The sequence below is a fragment of the Chitinolyticbacter albus genome, from assembly GCF_024437655.1.
Classification (GTDB): Bacteria; Pseudomonadota; Gammaproteobacteria; order Burkholderiales; family Chitinibacteraceae; genus Chitinolyticbacter; species Chitinolyticbacter albus.
Genome location: NZ_JANBVF010000018.1, coordinates 1 through 16,948, shown reverse-complemented (window position 1 = coordinate 16,948; position 16,948 = coordinate 1). Strand labels below are relative to the sequence as shown.

The 16,948-nt window shown below is 65.2% G+C and carries 14 protein-coding genes; 4 read left to right on the top strand and 10 right to left on the bottom strand.

The genetic code is table 11. The features are described 5' to 3' along the window. Positions 1-48 precede the first annotated feature (48 nt). Positions 49-1,437, top strand: coding sequence for an FAD-binding oxidoreductase (locus NLI84_RS12380; RefSeq protein WP_255990597.1), 1,389 nt, complete (start codon positions 49-51; stop codon positions 1,435-1,437). A 17-nt stretch (positions 1,438-1,454) separates the two neighbouring features. Next, the gene (locus tag NLI84_RS12375) at positions 1,455-2,576 is read left to right on the top strand and encodes a M14 family metallopeptidase (RefSeq protein WP_255990595.1); all 1,122 of its coding nucleotides are present in this window, start codon (positions 1,455-1,457) and stop codon (positions 2,574-2,576) included. 3 nt (positions 2,577-2,579) lie between these two features. On the opposite strand, the gene NLI84_RS12370 is transcribed toward NLI84_RS12375, so the two are convergent. The 9 genes from NLI84_RS12370 to NLI84_RS12330 form a co-directional block, all read right to left on the bottom strand. Continuing rightward, a complete protein-coding gene (locus tag NLI84_RS12370) occupies positions 2,580-2,861 on the bottom strand; it encodes a hypothetical protein (RefSeq protein WP_255990594.1) in 282 nt (93 codons plus the stop codon). Between the two features lie 178 nt (positions 2,862-3,039). Further along, positions 3,040-3,891 (bottom strand): RNA polymerase sigma factor RpoH, encoded by an 852-nt coding sequence (rpoH, locus tag NLI84_RS12365; RefSeq protein ID WP_255990593.1) that lies wholly within the window; start codon positions 3,889-3,891, stop codon positions 3,040-3,042. A gap of 220 nt (positions 3,892-4,111) precedes the next feature. After that, the gene (gene ftsX / locus NLI84_RS12360; protein ID WP_255990592.1) at positions 4,112-5,017 is read right to left on the bottom strand and encodes a permease-like cell division protein FtsX; all 906 of its coding nucleotides are present in this window, start codon (positions 5,015-5,017) and stop codon (positions 4,112-4,114) included. 7 nt (positions 5,018-5,024) lie between these two features. Continuing rightward, positions 5,025-5,678, bottom strand: a complete 654-nt coding sequence (gene ftsE, locus NLI84_RS12355) for a cell division ATP-binding protein FtsE (protein ID WP_255990591.1) — start codon at positions 5,676-5,678, stop codon at positions 5,025-5,027. Positions 5,679-5,787: 109 nt separating this feature from the next. Next, positions 5,788-7,239: a ribonuclease G gene (gene rng / locus NLI84_RS12350; protein ID WP_255990590.1), complete on the bottom strand. Its 1,452-nt coding sequence runs from the start codon at positions 7,237-7,239 to the stop codon at positions 5,788-5,790. 45 nt (positions 7,240-7,284) lie between these two features. Further along, positions 7,285-8,301, bottom strand: a complete 1,017-nt coding sequence (gene holA, locus NLI84_RS12345; protein WP_255990585.1) for a DNA polymerase III subunit delta — start codon at positions 8,299-8,301, stop codon at positions 7,285-7,287. After that, the gene (locus NLI84_RS12340) at positions 8,291-8,836 is read right to left on the bottom strand and encodes an LPS-assembly lipoprotein LptE (RefSeq protein WP_255990583.1); all 546 of its coding nucleotides are present in this window, start codon (positions 8,834-8,836) and stop codon (positions 8,291-8,293) included. The genes holA and NLI84_RS12340 overlap by 11 nt, the downstream gene beginning before the upstream one ends. A gap of 14 nt (positions 8,837-8,850) precedes the next feature. Then, complete coding sequence (gene leuS / locus NLI84_RS12335) at positions 8,851-11,466, bottom strand: leucine--tRNA ligase (RefSeq protein ID WP_255990582.1); 2,616 nt, start codon at positions 11,464-11,466, stop codon at positions 8,851-8,853. 284 nt (positions 11,467-11,750) lie between these two features. After that, positions 11,751-12,014, bottom strand: a complete 264-nt coding sequence (locus tag NLI84_RS12330; protein WP_255990581.1) for a hypothetical protein — start codon at positions 12,012-12,014, stop codon at positions 11,751-11,753. Between the two features lie 135 nt (positions 12,015-12,149). Between NLI84_RS12330 and NLI84_RS12325 the strand changes: the two genes are divergently transcribed. After that, complete coding sequence (locus NLI84_RS12325) at positions 12,150-15,227, top strand: AAA family ATPase (RefSeq protein WP_255990579.1); 3,078 nt, start codon at positions 12,150-12,152, stop codon at positions 15,225-15,227. A 3-nt stretch (positions 15,228-15,230) separates the two neighbouring features. On the opposite strand, the gene NLI84_RS12320 is transcribed toward NLI84_RS12325, so the two are convergent. Beyond that, complete coding sequence (locus tag NLI84_RS12320) at positions 15,231-15,968, bottom strand: dienelactone hydrolase family protein (RefSeq protein ID WP_255990575.1); 738 nt, start codon at positions 15,966-15,968, stop codon at positions 15,231-15,233. Between the two features lie 301 nt (positions 15,969-16,269). Between NLI84_RS12320 and NLI84_RS12315 the strand changes: the two genes are divergently transcribed. Beyond that, the coding region (locus NLI84_RS12315; protein ID WP_255990574.1) for an MCP four helix bundle domain-containing protein at positions 16,270-16,948 on the top strand (679 nt) is incomplete at its 3' end.

The following is a 16,948-nucleotide window of genomic DNA, read 5'->3' as shown; positions in this document are numbered from 1 at the left end:
TTGCATGCCGACCGCCTGGCCTGAGCCGCGCCGGCGCGAGATACGACCATGGATTTTCTGAACACATTACAGGCGTTGCTGGGCGAAGGCGGCGTGCTCTTGGGCGACGACACCGCCGGTTATACGCTCGATCAGCGCCGGCGCTGGCAGGGCGTGGCGCTGGCGGTGGCCCGACCGCGCAGCACCGAAGAAGTCTCGGCGCTGGTGCGGCTGTGCGGCGAGCATGGCATCGCCATCGTGCCGCAGGGCGGCAATACCAGCCTGTGCGGCGCGGCGACACCGGACGAATCGGGTCACCAGCTTATCGTGTCGCTGGAGCGGATGAACCGCATCGTCGAGGTCGATGCCGCCAACAACACCATCACCGCCGAGGCCGGCGTGACCATCGCCGGAGTCCAGGCCGCCGCGCGTGCGGCTGGCCGCCTGTTCGCGGCGGAATGGGGCGCGGCCGCGTCGGCCAGGGTCGGCGGCGGGTTGGGCACCAACGCGGGCGGCGTGAACGTGCTGCACTACGGCAATATGCGCGAGCTCACCTTGGGGCTGGAAGTGGTGCTGCCCGACAGCCGCGTCTGGAGTGGCCTGCGCGGCTTGCGCAAGGACAATACCGGTTATGACCTCAAGCAGCTGTTCATCGGCGCCGAGGGCACGCTGGGGTTGATCACGCAGGCGGTATTCCGGCTGCACCCGCTGCCGTCGGCGACGGCGACGGCCCTCGTCACCGTCGCTGATCCGGCCGCCGCCGTGAAGCTGCTGCGCGGACTGCAGGACGAGGTAGGCGATCGCGTCACCTCGTTCGAGCTGATCTCACGACGTTGCTGGGAACTGCTGGACGAACATTGCCCGGAGTTGCCGCACCCCTATACCGCGCTGCCCGACTGGAGCGTGTTGCTGGAACTGTCGGACGCCGGCGAGAGCGAAGCACTGCTGGAGCGGCTGATGGAGGCGCTGGTCGCCCAGGGCTTTGACGACGCGCTGATCGCGCAGACCGAGGGCGACGCGCGCGCGTTCTGGTTGCTGCGCGAAGGTATTCCCGAGGCGCAGCGCCGGCGCGGCGTATCGATCAAGCACGACATTGGCGTGCCGATCTCGCGCATTCCCGAGTTTCTGGCGCGCGCCGAGGTCGAACTGAAGGCCCTGTTTGCCGATGCGGACATCGTCGCCTTCGGCCACGTGGGCGATGGCAACCTGCACTACAACGTGTTCCTCGCCGACCGCGGCAAGGGTGTGTATGCACACGAACCGGCGATCAACGCCGCCGTCTATGCGCTGGTGGCCGAGCTCGCCGGCACGCTGTCGGCCGAGCACGGCATCGGCGTACTCAAGCGCGACGAGCTGACACACTATCGCTCCGAGGTCGAGCTCGATCTGATGCGCACGATCAAGCGCGCGCTCGATCCGGACAATCTGATGAATCCGGGCAAGGTGCTCGGGTTGTAGCCTTCCTGGAGCAAGCCATGGTCGTGATTTCCAGCCAGTTCGATTCCGGCGCCATCACGGTGCTCGATGCCGGCGATGCGGCCGATATCCGGCTTGCGCTGCGCCCGGACAATGCCGCCGATTTCAAGCAGTGGTTCCATTTTCGCGCCAGCGGCGTACGCGGCCTGCCTTGCCGTTATGTGATCGAGAACATTGAAGACACGGCGTACATCGGCGGCTGGGAGAGCTACGCGGTGCGGGCAAGCCATGACCGGCAACGCTGGTTCACCGTGCCGACCCGGATCGAGCAGGAGCAACTGGTGTTCGAGCATGTGCCGCAAGCCGATACCGTCTGGTATGCCTACTTCGAGCCGTATACCTGGGAGCGGCATCAGGCGCTGTTGGGTCGCGCGCAGGGCGCAGACCTGTGCCGGCTTACCCGGCTGGGCGCAACGCTGGACGGGCGCGACCTCGACCTATTGACCATAGGCACGCCCGGCGAGGGCAAGCGCAATATCTGGGTGATCGCGCGCCAGCATCCGGGCGAGAGCATGGCCGAATGGTTTGCCGAGGGGCTGATCGAGGCGCTGCTTGATCCGGAGCATGCGCCGGCGCGCGCGTTGCTCGAGCGAGCGGTGTTTTACATCGTGCCGAATATGAATCCGGATGGCAGCGTGCGCGGCAATCTGCGCACCAACGCCGCCGGCGCCAATTTGAATCGGGAGTGGGCGGCGCCCACGCCGGAGCGCAGCCCCGAAGTGCTCTTGGTGCGCCAGGCGATGCAGCGTATTGGCGTCGATGCCTTTCTCGATGCGCACGGCGACGAGTCCATCCCGCACAACTTCGTCGCCGGTTGCGAAGGCAATCCGTCATTCTCGCCCAGGCAGCGTGCCTTGCAGGATGCATTCAAGGCGGCCTGGCTCGCGGCCAGCCCGGATTTCCAGGTGGAGCATGGCTACGGGGATCACCAGTTCGGCCCGGAGCAGCTGACGCTGGCGACCAATTGGGTGGGCGATGCCTTCGATTGTCTCGCCTTCACCATCGAAATGCCGTTCAAGGACACCGCCAACCGGCCGCGACCCGAAGTGGGCTGGAATGGCGAGCGCAGCCGGCAGCTGGGCGCGTCGGTACTGCTGCCCTTGCTGGCGGTACTGGGCTGAAACTCAGATTTTCAACCGGCTCCAAGGCGAGGCATCGCTGGCGCGCCGACCTTGCTGGCGCCGGTCTCCCCCGCAACGGGTATCGAGCAGCGTGCCCTGTTGCGCCTGGCGCCTACCCTGCTGGCGCCGATCAACACCGCTACGGCGCTCGTTGCCATCCCAGGCCGGCGCAGCGGCGGGCGGCACCGCTTCCTGACGTTCCGGCTGCGGAGCGGGAGACGACGCGGTATCGGTGCCGCTATAGGGGCTGATGGGGCCGAGCTGGCGTGGCGTGAATAGGCGCATGGTTGGGTTAGTACGTTGATTACCCAGCTTTATCGGCGTCCCAGCCCATTTCTTGAACAACGTAGCCTTATCGGCGCCGATTGCGGGATGAACGGCGCGGACGGACAACAAAAAGCCCGCTGCGTGCGGGCTTTTGCGAGTGATACGACGCTGCCGTGAACGAAACGTAAACGGGCGCTCAGGCCGGAACCAGCGCCTGCTTCATTTTCTGCAGCGCCTTCGATTCGATCTGGCGGATGCGCTCGGCCGAAACATTGAACTCGGCGGCAAGGTCGTGCAGCGTCTTGCCTTCGCCCTCATCGGCCAGCCAGCGTGCCTCGACGATACGGCGGCTGCGCGCGTCCAGCGTATCGAGCGCCTCGACGATGCCTTCGGACTGCAGGCGATCGTAGGCGCGGCGATCCAGCGTCGCCAGCGGCTCGTTGTCGTGATCGGCCAGCCAGTCGATCGGCGCATAGCTGTCGTCATCACCGTCGTCCGCCATCAGCGCGATGTCCTGGCCGCTCATGCGCAGCTCCATCTCCAGCACTTCCTCGCGCTTCACGCCCAGATCGTCGGCGATCTCTTGCGCCTCCTTGTGGGTCAGCGCGGACAGGCTGGATTTCATCGAACGCAGATTGAAGAACAGCTTGCGCTGCGCCTTGGTGGTGGCCACGCGCACCAGGCGCCAGTTGCGCAGGATGTATTCGTGGATTTCGGCCTTGATCCAGTGCACAGCGAAAGAGAACAGCCGCACGCCACGATCACCGTCGAAGCGTTTCACCGCCTTCATCAAGCCGATATTGCCTTCCTGGATCAGATCGGCCTGCGGCAGGCCGTAACCGGCATAACTGCGGGCGATGGACACGACCACGCGCAGATGCGACATCACCAGACGGCCAGCCGCCTCGAGATCGTTGTCGCGACGCAGGCGGGTGGCCAGACTGGTCTCTTCTTCCTGGGTCAGCATGGGAATGGCATTGACGCGTTGAATGTACGATTCAATGCTGTTGCCGCCCGAGATGACGGGAAGGGTGAGACTGTAGCTCATACGTATCTCCTTGACCTGAACCTGAACGGTAGCACGTTCCGGAACGATGTTAGCACTCGGACGGTTCGAGTGCTAAGCCGTTCGGAAAGTTCACGCTGCCGTTCGGTTTTTAATAGGACTAACTCGAACTGATTTTAGTCCGATTGCGCGGCCCTGTGTAGCGCAATTATCGCTATCGGGCCGATAGCCCGGACTGCCCATATTCACCTTGCCGTCGGCTTCAGAAGAAGCGGCGCAGGTGGCGCCACACGGCCAGCCAGGCGCCGACGAGATTGAGCAGCGTGGTCACGAGGCAGACGGCGCCGATTTCCAGTGGCCCGGGCAGGTGCAGTGCAAAGCGCTGACCATAGGCACTGGCGAGTTCGGTGACGGCCGGGTTGAGCCAGTACAGCGCCGTCACGACGATGCCGCAGGCGAGCAGGCCGCCGATCAGCCCCTGTACCGCTGCGGCGTACATGAACGGCCGGCGGATGAAGGCATCGGTGGCGCCGATCAGTTTGGCGACCTCGATTTCATCGCGCCGGGTCAGGATCTGCATGCGGATAGCGTTGCCGGTAATCAGCGCCAGTGCCACCGCCAGCAACACCACGATCACTTCCAAGAGGCCGCGCCCGAGCGCCAACAGGCGCTCCAGCCGCTGGGCCCAGGCCGAATCGAGTTGTACTTCGTCGACGCCGGGCCGACCCGCGAGTTCGGTTTTCAGCGCATCCAGTGCTGCAGCGCTGGCGTCGCTGCGGGTGGTGACGAGAAAGGCATCGGGCAGCGGATTCTCGGTCAGCCCTGCCAGCAGGTCGTCGCTGCCGACCTTGGCTTGCAGGTCCTTGAGCGCTTCATCCTTGGCGACGAAGCGGGCATTTGCTACCCGTTCGTCCTGCGCCAGCAGCTCCTTGATGCCGCCGATTTCGGCGCTTCCGGCGGCAGGCTTGAGGAAGACCGATATTTGCGGCTCAACCGGCAGCTGGGCCGTCACGGCGGCCACGCTGCTCAGCAGCAGGTAGAAGCCGAAGGGGAAGGCCGCGGCGATGGCGATCACCAGCAGGTTGAGGCCGTGGTTGAGCGGGTGACGGACCATGGCGGCGACGGTGCGCTGCAGTGCTAGCGCATTCAGGCGTATCCAGTGTTTCATTGCGGCCTCACGCGGTGAATTCGCCGTGCTTCAGGCGCAGGATGCGGCGGCCGTAATCGGCCATCAGCGTTTCGTCGTGCGCCGAGATCACCAAGGTGACGCCCACCTGGTGGAAGGATTTGAACAGCTCCAGGATATCGTGCGCGTAGTCGCGGTCCAGATTGGCCGTCGGCTCATCGGCGAGCAGGATGGCCGGCCGGTGCACTACGGCGCGGGCGATGCACAGCCGTTGCTGCTCGCCGCCCGATAGCGCCACCGGGTTGAGCTTTTCCTTGCCGGACAGGCCCACCTTGTCGAGCGCTGCGAGCACCCGCCGCTTCACCTCGCGACCGTCAAAGCCGACGATATCGAGTGGCAGGCGCACGTTGTCGTACACGCTGCGGTCGTACAGGATCTTGTGATCCTGGAAGATCAAGCCGAGATGGCGCCGCACATAAGGCAGCGCCTTGCGGCCCAGCCGGGACACGTTCTGGTTGTTCACCAGCACGGCGCCGCTCGAGGGCTTCTCGATGCCGGCGATCAGCTTGAGTAGCGTCGACTTGCCCGCACCCGAATGGCCGGCGAGGAACACCAGCTCCCCGGTCTGGATCTCGAAGCTAAGGTTCTTCACGGCATCGAAACCGCCGGGATAGCGCTTGCTGACTTGCTGGAACTGGATCATGGGCCGGCTCGGAATGGGCGCGATGGGCTGGATGTTAAAGCGCGCGGGCGGTGGGGGCTAGGGCCTGTGCTCGGTCGCGAAACCAGCGGCACAGGCACCTAGGCGCCCGTTACACCAGCACCACGTCGAACTGTTCCTGCGTATACGCCGTTTCCACCTGCAGATAGATGGGTTTGCCGATGAAGTCGGCTAGCATCGCCAGGCTCGCCGATTCCTCATCGAGGAACATGTCGATCACGTTCTGCGAGGCGAGGATACGGTACTCGCGGGCGTTGAACTGCCGCGCCTCGCGCATGATCTCGCGCAGGATGTCGTAGCAGATGGTCTCGGCGGTCTTGATCTCGCCGCGGCCCTGACAGGTGGGGCAGGGCTGGCACAGCACGTGGGCCAGCGATTCGCGGGTGCGCTTGCGGGTGATTTCGACGAGCCCGAGGCTGGTGAAATCGGACACCGTGACCTTGGTGCGGTCGCGCGACAGCGCCTTCTGCAATTCGTCGAGCACCGCGCGCTGATGTTCGTCGTTATCCATGTCGATGAAGTCGACGATGATGATGCCGCCCAGGTTGCGCAGCCGCAGCTGGCGCGCGATCACGTGGGTCGCTTCGAGATTGGTCTTGAAGATGGTGTCGTCGAAGTTGCGCGTGCCGACGAAGCCGCCGGTGTTCACGTCGATGGTGGTCATTGCCTCGGTCTGATCGATGATCAGGTAGCCGCCGAACTTGAGATTCACCCGGCGACTGAGTGCGCGCTCGATCTCGGCCTCGACCCCGTAAAGCTCGAGCAGCGGTCGCTCGCCGGCGTAATGCTGGATACGCGGCAGCACGTCCGGCACGAAGGCGGCAGCAAATTCGGTCATGCGCTGGAAGTTCTCACGCGAATCGACCTGCACATCGTCGGTGGCTTCGCCCACCATATCGCGCAGCACCCTGAGCTGCAGCGACAGATCCTGGAACAGCAGCGATTTGGCCGGCAGCTTCTGCGACTTCTGGCGGATATCGCTCCAGATCAGGTCGAGATAATCGACGTCGGCGCGCAACTCGGCATCGGTGGCATGATCGGCGCTGGTGCGGATGATGTAGCCGTGATGGTCTTGCGTGAGCAGTTTTTCCAGCCGCTCGCGCAGGTGCTCGCGCTCCTCGCCGCTCTCGATGCGTTGTGACACGCCGATATGGTGTTCCTGCGGCAGAAACACCAAAAAGCGCCCGGCGATGCTGATCTGGGTGGAGAGGCGAGCGCCCTTGGTGCCGATCGGATCCTTGACCACCTGCACCAGCAACGGCTGGCCTTCGTGCACGATCTTCTCGATACGCTGCACCTCGTTCGGGTGCTGGCGCTGCTCGATCACGTCGGCGATATGCAAAAAGGCCGCGCGTTCCAGCCCGATCTCGATAAAGGCGCTCTGCATGCCCGGCAGCACGCGCTTGACCACGCCGAGGTAGATGTTGCCCACCAGCCCGCGCTGGCTGGCGCGCTCGATATGGATATCCTGCACCACGCCGTCTTCTACAGTGGCGACGCGGGTTTCCTGCGGGGTGATATTGACGAGGATCTGTTCTTTCATGGCGGGGTTCTACATTTCCTCAGTGCCGTCCTTGGACGGCGATGGTTATTTGCTGCGGATGACCGGCTGGCCCATTAGCATGAGCCCGAGTTGCAGCAGCTCGTCCCACACCTCACCCTGGCCTATGCCCTTGTTCAACTGGTCGATGCGTGTGGCCAGCGCCTGCGCGGCGCGCAGCCGGCCGGCATTCACGCGCGAGAGCGCGCCGTCGACGAGGCGCTGCTTCTCACCCCAGACGCGGTTTTCCTTCAGCAACTGCGCCATGGGTATGCCCCGGCTGCGGCCCTGGCCGATCCGGGTCAGGCTACGGATTTCCTCGGCCATGGCCCAGAGGATCAGGTGCGGCGCCTCGCCCTCGGCCTTGAGGCCTTGCAGCATGCGCACGAAGCGCTCGGCGTCGCCCGCCAACAGCGCATGGCCAAGCTGGAATACATCGAAACGCGCCACATTGGCAACGGCGTGCTGCACGTCGTCCAGTGTCAATTCGCCTGCCGGGTGCAGCAGGCCGAGCTTGAGCACTTCCTGGTGTGCGGCAAACAGGTTGCCTTCGACCCGGTCGGCGAGGAAATCGAGCGCTTCGCTGCTCATGCGTTGACCTTGCGCCGCCAGGCGCTGGGCGACCCAGCCCGGTAGCTGGGCACGCTCGACGGGCTTGGCTTCGACCACCTCACCGGCATTGGCCAGCGCCTGGAACCACTTGCCGTTCTGCGCGGTGCGATCGAGCTTGGGTAATTGCACCAGCGTGATGGTGTCGGGCGGCAGGTTCGCGGCATAGGCCTCGATGACCTTGGCGCCTTCGACGCCGGGCTTGCCGGTGGGAATGCGCAGCTCAACCAGCTTTTGCTCGGCGAACAGCGAGAACGAGTTGGCGATCATTCCCAGCTGCGACCAGGAAAAGCCGGCCTCCACCGTGAGCACTTCGCGCTCGCCGTAGCCGGCTGCGCGCGCGGCATCGCGCAGCACCTGCGCCGCCTCGATGGCGAGAAAGGCCTCGTCGCCGTGGAGGGTATAGAGCGGCGCCAACCCGCGTGCGAGCTGGCGTGGCAGGTCTTCAGCGCGCATCCAGCAGCCCGGGCTGCGGCGTGGGAACCGGGGTAGGCTGCGTGCTTGCCGCCTGTCGCGCCAGCGCGGCAGTCCGCCGCAGGATCTGTTGCGCGGCGGCCTGATGCATGTCGCGGATCAGGATCTGTTCCTGCGCCTCGTTACCGAGCGCGTTGTTCTCGTCGTAGGTGTAGTCACGGAACATCCGCAGCTCGCTGTTGCCGGCCAACTCCTCGCCACCAGGCGCGATGATGCGATAGGTCAGCACATAGAACATGCGGTACTCGGAGACCCGGCCGTCGCTGTTGAGCGCGCCGACCTTGCGGTCGGTGCGCTCGTTGCTCACATCGACCTGAGCGACGCCGCTACGGGCGGCAGCAACCAGGCTGACATTGCCCAGCAGCTGCAGGTTCTGCCGCAACTGTGCCGCCACCGGGCCCGAGCCGTTCACGTACGCGGTGCTGTATGGGAACTGCCCGCCTGGCCCCTGCCCACGCAAGTGAAAGCCGCAGGCAGCGAGGAAGAAGGCAAGGGCGACGATGGTCAGCAGGCGCATGGATGGTCTTCGCTTCAGGCGACGATGTTGACGAGACGACCGGGCACGACGATCACCTTCTTCGGCGTGCCTTCGACGAATTTCTGCACGTTCTCGTCGGCGAGCGCCGCCGCTTCGATCGCTTCGCGGCTGGCATCCTTGGCCACCTTGATCTGCGCGCGCAGCTTGCCGTTCACTTGTACCACGAGTTCGATCTCGTCCTGCACCAGCGCGGCGGCGTCGGCCTTGGGCCACGGCTGGGCAAGGAGCTCGGTGCCCGGGCGCAGGCTGGACCACAGTGCTTCGCAGGCGTGCGGCACGATGGGCGAGAGCAGCAGCACTGCGGCTTCGAGCACTTCCTGCGCCACGGCGCGGCTGGCGTCGGAGTCGGTCTTGGCCTTGCCGTAGGTGTTGAGCAACTCCATCACCGCGGCGATGGCGGTGTTGAACTGCTTGCGGCGGCCGTAGTCGTCGCTGATCTTGGCAATCGCGCTGTGCAGTGCGAAGCGCAGGCCCTTCAACTCGGCGGACAACTCGCCACCTTCATACTTGGCGACGACGCCGGCTGACACTTGCTCGTGCACGGTGCGCCACAGCTTGTTGAGGAAGCGGAACGCGCCCTGGACGCCGGCATCGGACCATTCCAGACCCTGCTCGGGCGGCGCCGCGAACATCATAAAGAGGCGCGCGGTGTCGGCACCGTAGTGCTCGATCAGCTCCTGCGGGTCGACGCCGTTATTCTTGGACTTGGACATCTTCTCGGTGCCGCCGACGATCACCGGCTGGCCATCGGCCTTCAGCACGGCGCCGGTGGTGCGGCCCTTGTCGTCGCGCTGCACGTCGACATCGGCTGGGTTGATCCAGTCCTTGTGACCGTCGCCGGCGTCGCGGTAGAAGGTTTCCGCGACCACCATGCCTTGCGTCAGCAGGTTCTTGAACGGCTCGTCGCCAGAGACCAGGCCCTCGTCGCGCATCAGCTTGTGGAAGAAGCGCGCGTACAACAGGTGCAGGATCGCATGCTCTATGCCGCCGATGTATTGGTCGACACCGCCATTGCCCAGCCAGTAGTCGGCCGCCGCCTTGTCGACCATGCCGCCTTCGAACTGCGGCGAGGCGTAGCGGGCGAAGTACCAGCTCGATTCGACGAAGGTATCCATCGTGTCGGTTTCGCGGCGGGCCGCGCCGCCGCACTTGGGGCAGGTGGTCTCATGGAACTCGGGCATCCGCGCCAGTGGATTGCCACGGCCGTCCGGCACCACGTTTTCCGGCAGCTTCACCGGCAGCTGGTCGGCCGGCACCGGCACGTCGCCGCAGCTTTGGCAGTGGATGATGGGGATCGGGCAGCCCCAGTAGCGCTGGCGCGAGATGCCCCAGTCGCGCAGACGGTACTGGGTGCGGCGGGTGCCATGGGTCTTGGCGGCCAGGTCGGCGACGATGGCGTCGAACGCGCCAGAAAAATCCAGGCCGTCGTACTTGCCGCTGTTGACGGTGGTCAGCCCTTCCTTGGCGCCGTACCACTCGGCCCAAGTGGTCGCGTCGAAGTTTTGGTCCTCGGCGGCGTAGACCTGCTTGATCGGCAGGCTGTATTTGTTGGCGAACTCGAAGTCGCGCTCGTCGTGCGCCGGCACGGCCATCACTGCGCCTTCGCCGTAACCCCACAGCACGTAGTTGGCGACCCACACCGGCAGCTTGTCGCCAGTGAGCGGGTGGATGACGAACTCGCCGGTCGCCATGCCCTTCTTTTCCATCGTCGCCACGTCGGCCTCGGCGACCGAGCCGGCCTTGCACTCGGCGATGAACGCCTGCAGCGCCGGATTCCCCTCGGCAGCGCGGGTGGCGAGCGGGTGCTCGGCGGCGACGGCCACGTAGGTGGCGCCCATCAGCGTATCGGGGCGGGTGGTGTAGACCTTGAGCTGCCCGGCCTCGCCGGTGGTTGCGACGTCATAGTCGAACACGATCTCGGCGCCGAAGCTCTTGCCGATCCAGTTGCGCTGCATGGTCTTGACCTGCTCGGGCCAGCCTTCGAGCTGGTCGAGGTCGGAGAGCAGTTCGTCGGCATACTGGGTGATGCCGAAGTAATACATCGGGATCTCGCGCTTCTCGACCAGTGCCCCCGAGCGCCAGCCGCGCCCGTCGATCACCTGTTCGTTGGCGAGCACGGTCTGGTCGACCGGATCCCAGTTCACGATGCCGGATTTCTTGTAGATCACGCCCTTTTCGAACAGCCGGGTGAACAGCCACTGCTCCCAGCGATAGTAGTCGGGCTTGCAGGTGGTGACTTCACGATCCCAGTCGATGGCCAGACCCAGGCTTTGCAGCTGGATCTTCATGTAATCGATATTGGCGTAGGTCCACTCGGCTGGCGCGCGGCCGCCCTTCAGCGCCGCGTTCTCGGCGGGCATGCCGAACGCGTCCCAGCCCATGGGCTGCAGCACGTTGTAGCCGTTCATTTTCATGAAGCGCGAGAGCACGTCGCCTATCGTGTAGTTGCGCACGTGGCCCATGTGCAGCTTGCCGCTGGGATAGGGGAACATCGACAGGCAGTAGTATTTCGGCTTCGAGGCGTCCTCGATGGCCTGAAACACCTTGTCCTTGTTCCATTTCGTCTGGGCGGCGAGCTCGATCTCGCGTGGCTGATAGTGATCGTGCATGAAGAGACCCGGAAACCGTTCGCAAAACACCGGATTATATGTCAAGGAGGCAACATGAGAGCGCTGTTGATCGCAGCTTTGTTGCTCTGCACCAGCTGGGCGCATGCCACTGCGGTGGAAGCGGGGCAGGTGCGGGGCGCCGCCAAAAAGTTGCTGGCGCCAAGGATGTGGTCTGCCTGCTCGACGGACGCTGCGTGAACGCGGTTGTAATGCGGCGGAGCCGTACCGCGAAGGGGGCGTGATCCAGCTGGCGAGGCGCGCGCGGCCGATCGGGTTGGCGCGGGTCAGCTGTCCGGCAGCGCGCTGATTTCGTCGTAGAACAGACCGACCAGAAAGCCGGGCGTGGCACCGTCGGGCACTTCGCGCAGGTCTACCGACAGCGTGTAGGTGGCGGAGTTGTAGAACAGATGGCCGGCCAGTTGCGGTGCGATAACGTGAAAGCCAGTGGTGGTCGGGTTCACTTCGAAGCCCGACTGGATCAATCGCTGTTGCAGGCCGAGCAATTTCCGGCTGGAGACACCCAGGATCTGAAAGGTATGCAGGCCCATGAGGCGTCCGAGCCGATCGATTTATCAGCCCGTATCCATGACAAAGACATGTAAGCATGTTAAATACGCTGATTCACCAACGCCGTATCAGTTGGGGATCAGTTGCCGTGCAGAGCGACGTCTCCACCCCTCGCCATGACCGACATCCAATCTGGCTCCGGCCGTTCCATCACCCTGCCCGCCGGGCGTATCGCAGCCCTGCGGCGTGAGCGGCTGCTGACGCAATCGCAACTGGTGGAAGCCTGCGTGCAGCGCAGGCTCTACGTGTCGATCGCCACGCTGAAGCGGGCCGAAGGCGGGCACAGCGTCAGTCTGCGCACAGCCAGCGATCTGGCGCGCTTCTTCGGGATCACCTTGCCCGAACTGCTGGGCGGTGTCGCGCCGGCTGCGCCGCCTCCGCCGAACTGGTCAGAGACGCGGACATTGCCGCTGGTGCGCCTCGCCCAGCCGGCGACGACGGCGCTTGTGGCGCAGCTGGCCGCGGCCGGCGGCCGGCCACTGGACGAGTCCGGCCTGTATTTTGTTTTCGGGGTCGATGTCGCCGGCTGCGACTCCCCCGTTCATGCGGCGCACGTATTGCTCGATTTGCAGTCGCAGCATTCGGGCCTGGGCGCCCGGCTCGATTACGGCGATATCGTCTGCGATGCCCAGGGGTTCGGGGGGGCTCGCTTGCCGCACGCCGCCGTGGCGGTTGCCGGCGAAATCCGGACCAGTTCTGCGGTGCATGCGGTATTGAGTGACACGCTGTTGTTCGAGTGCTGCGGCGAGGACTGGCGTGTACTCGGCTGCGTGCCCAGTCAGTTGCCGCAGTCGCCGCGCCTCGTCGGGCGTGCGCTTGAATGGCAGCGGCTCAGCGCTGGCATCGAAGCCGGCGCGGGTGGGGTAGCGTCGCTGGTGTTGTTGCGTGGCGGAATCGGCGTGGGTAAGTCCCGCCTCGCCGGCGAGTGTGTGCGTCATGCTCAGGCAACGGGCTACGCCTGCCATGTCCTGCATGCCGGGCTGACGCGCGGCGGCGACGATACCTTGTCGCAGCGGCTGGTGCTGCGGCTCGCCGGGGCCGGCCCGAACCGGGCTACCCACGGCTGGAGTCTGGAGCATCAGGCGCTGCTGCATAGCTTGCGAGGTGAAGCGCTCTCGCCGTTGATGCAGGGCATGCGTAATGCGATGAATCCGGCGCGGGTGCAGCAATTGCTCGATGAGCTGCTGATCGGCCTTTTCAAACAGCATGCTGCCGTACGGCCGCAGTTGCTGGTGATCGAGGACGCGCACGGGGCCAGCGAAGATTTCTGGAGCAGTCTTATCGGTGCGCTGGCGGCCTTGGCCGCGTATCCGGTGCTGGTGGTGGCCACCTTGCGCCATGGCGGCGCGCTGGCGGCCGAAGTGGCGGCGCGCGCCGCGACTGCGTGTGTACCTTGCCTGACGCAGGATCTGTCCCCGCTCTCGACTGGCGACGCCCGGATACTGGCTGCCCAGCTGGGATATGCCGAGCACCCGCAACTGGAGCAATGTATTGTGCGGTCCGCCGGCAACCCCTTGTTCCTGGCCTGCCTCTTGCCGCAGCAGCCAGCAGGGGAGGGCGACTTGCCGGCGTCGTTACGCGCTGCCGTCCAGGCGGAACTGGCGCGGCTTGCGCCGACGGAACGCTACGCGCTGGGCGTCATGGCGGTTGCGGGCGAGGGTTGTCCGGCGGATCTGGTGCAACAGGTGGGGGGCGTCGCCGCCGGGTCGTGGCCGCTGCTTGCGGTGCGGTACGGCGAAGTCTGGCGCTTTTCCAGCGCATTGGTGCGCGAAGTGTTGTACCAGCAGATGACGGCGGCAACGCGTGTCGCGCTGCACCGGCGTCTCGCCGACTGGTATCGCGAACGCGATGCGGTGGCCTGCGCGCGCCATCTGGCGCTGGGAGGCGAGCCACGGGCGCTGGATGAATTGCTGGCGGCAGCCCGGATCGAGTGCGACACGCTGCGCGACGAGCGTGCGCTTGGCCTCTTGGACATGGCACGCGCGCTGCCGGCGAATGCGCGCCAAAGCAGCGTGCTGTATACGCTGCTGGCCGAATTGCAGCTGCGCCGTGGCAAACCCTCGCTTGCGATCATGCATGGCAAGCTGGCGGTCGAGCAGGCGGTGGGTGCGCCAGCCTGGCAGGCGAGACTGATCGGCATCGAGGCACTGCTGCAGCTCGATCGGCTCGACGAGGCGCTGGCGGCGCTGGCGCAGATGGAAGAGGAGCTCGGCGCGGTGGCGGAACCGCTGTTGCGGGCCCGGCTGCATGTGTTGCGTGGCCGAGCTTATTTTCCGCGCAACCGGATAGCCGAGAGCGCGGCCGCGCAGCAGCAAGCGCTGGAATACGCGCGCACCGCTGGCGACTTTGCGCTGCAGGCGCGCGCGCGTTCGGGACTGGGTGATGCGGCCTATGCGCAAGGCGATTTCGCCGGCGCGCAAGCGCAGTTCCAGTCTTGCCTTGCCTTGTGCGGCAGCTATGGCCTGCTGCCCGAACAGGCGGCCAATCGCGCAGCGTTGGCTTCGGTGCTGTTTTACCTCGGCGAGGTCACCGCTTGCCTGGAAGAAGCGCTGTATTCGCTCGATATTGCCCGGCGCATCGGTCACCGCCGGGCAGAGGCATTCTCCACGCTGGTGGCAGGTTGGGTATTGCTGGATATGGACGAGGCCGACGCAGCCGGCGTGTACCTGCGGCAGGGGCGGCAGGTCGCCGAGGGCGCGGGGCTAAGCCGTTTCCTGCCGATGTTCGACGAAGCCGCCGCGCGCGCCGCATACGAGCTGGGCGATGCGGCCGGCGCACTGACGCATGCACGCGCCGCCTGTTCGGCGGTCGATGCCGGCCAGCTGCACCTCTACGTGGGGCCATGGGCGCTGGCGACCTGCGCCGCGTTCTCCCCAGTGGCCGAGCGCGCGGTGCTGTTGACGCGGGCGGCAGACACGCTGGCGGACAGCATGTACCACAACCGGCTGCAGTATCACGCCAGGTTGATCGAGCTGGGCCTGCGCGAGGCCGATTGGACGCTGGTCGCCCGTCAGGCCACCGTGCTGGCCGATACCCGGAGCGATCTGGCCTGGGTGCGGCCCTATCTGCCGCTGTCCCGGCTCACCGTGGCGGGGGCCGCGCGGACCGTGTCGCTGGGCGAGGCCGCGCAGACGGCGCACGCCCTGGGCTACCTGGCGTTGGCGCGGCGACTCAGGGTGGCCGCTGCCGGGTGACGTTCAACGCAGCGTGCGTGCAAACAGATCGAAGCTGAGCTCAAAGCCGAGCCGTGCCAACTGCGCATCGTAGCGCTCGCCCTCGTCGCGCATGAAGGCGTGCTGGCCATTGAATTCGTGCCAGGTGAAGGTCAGCCCCAATGCGGCCAACCGGGCATAGACGTCTGCGCGGGCGGTGGCCGGGATGTGCGGATCCTGCTTGCCCCAGATCATCAAGAGCTCACCCTTGATCTCATTCGCCCGTTCCATGCTGTGCTGGCCGGGCTGGTTGGGAATGACCTCGGTGTGCAGATCGGTGGCATAGAAGCAGGCGGTGCCACGCACTTCCGGTTGCAGCGCGGCGCGGAACGCGAGATGCCCGCCGATGCAGAAACCCATCGCACCCAACTGGCCCGAGTACCAGGGCTGGCTGGCCAGCCAGTCGATCATGGCGCGGTTGTCGCTGTCGTAGCCCTCGACCGATTTGGCGGCCTTGTCGGCATTGCCCTTGTCGCGGCCGGCATTGTCGTAGGCGAGCACGGTGCCCGCCGGATTGAGCTCGTGGAAGATTTCCGGCACCAGCACGGCGTAGCCATGACCGGCCAGGAAGCGCGCCGCGCGTTCGATCGGCCCGGTCTGCTGGAAGATTTCCGAATAGAACAACACAGCCGGATAGCGGCCATCACCAGCCGGGCGATGCACGTAGGTGCGCATGGGGCCGGTCGCGGTGGCAAGGTCGACGTGCTGGCTCTGGATGATCATGGCGATGCTCCTCGGTGAATTTGGCGCCAGTGTAATGCACGGTGCCGGGCTTGGGCGTGGATGACAAGGCGGGTCCGCCCCGCTCTACCAAGTGCCTGTTTACGCTCTTTTCGCGACAGCGCACCCATGGTGCCGAGTCGGATAGGGCCATCCACCGCGCCGTACTCGCTGGCAATACCCGTTATCGCTTGGGTCCCAAGCCGGGTGCCTGACCCTTTCCCGCCCCCGGCGCTGCGGTGAAAAGATCGTAAACAGGCTCTAAGCTGGAAGGCGGTCGCGAATAACCTAGCGGAGATACAGGATGAATGGGTTCAAGAGCCTGCGGTTGGGCACAAAACTGACCATTGCTTTTCTCATGGTGGCCCTGGTCACCGTCGTGGTCGGCGTTGTGGCCGTCTACCAATTGCGCCAGGTCGACGCGATGATGAGCAGCATGTACACCGACCGGCTGGTGCCGATCCGCGACCTGAGTCATATCGAGACCGAGCTGGTCCAGCACTATCGGCGTATCTACGTCAGTCTGGCGATCAATACCCCCGAGGAAATCACCTCGCAGATTGAGAAGAACAGGGGGTCGGAGAAGGCCATCGACGAGGAGATGGCGGCTTACAAGCAGACCGAGCTCGTTGACGAGGAAAAGCGATTGCTGGCGGCGTACGACAAGGCGTCGCCGGCTTATCGTGATTCGGCAAGCCAGGTCCTGAAGCTTTTGCAGGAGGGCAAGAAGGATGAAGCCGATAATCTGGTGAGAGCACAGACCAAGCCGCTCTTCGAATCGCTGGCGGCGGCGGCATCGGGGCTGGTCGAGATCAACACGAAGGTCGCCGATGAGGTGAACCGCGAATCGACGCGTATCGTCGAGCAGATCAAGCGGGTGATGATCGGCCTCATCATTGCCGGGTTCGTACTGGCGGTGCTGATCGGCACGCTGATCACGCGCATCATCACCCGCCAGGTGGGGGGCGAGCCGGACAAGGCGG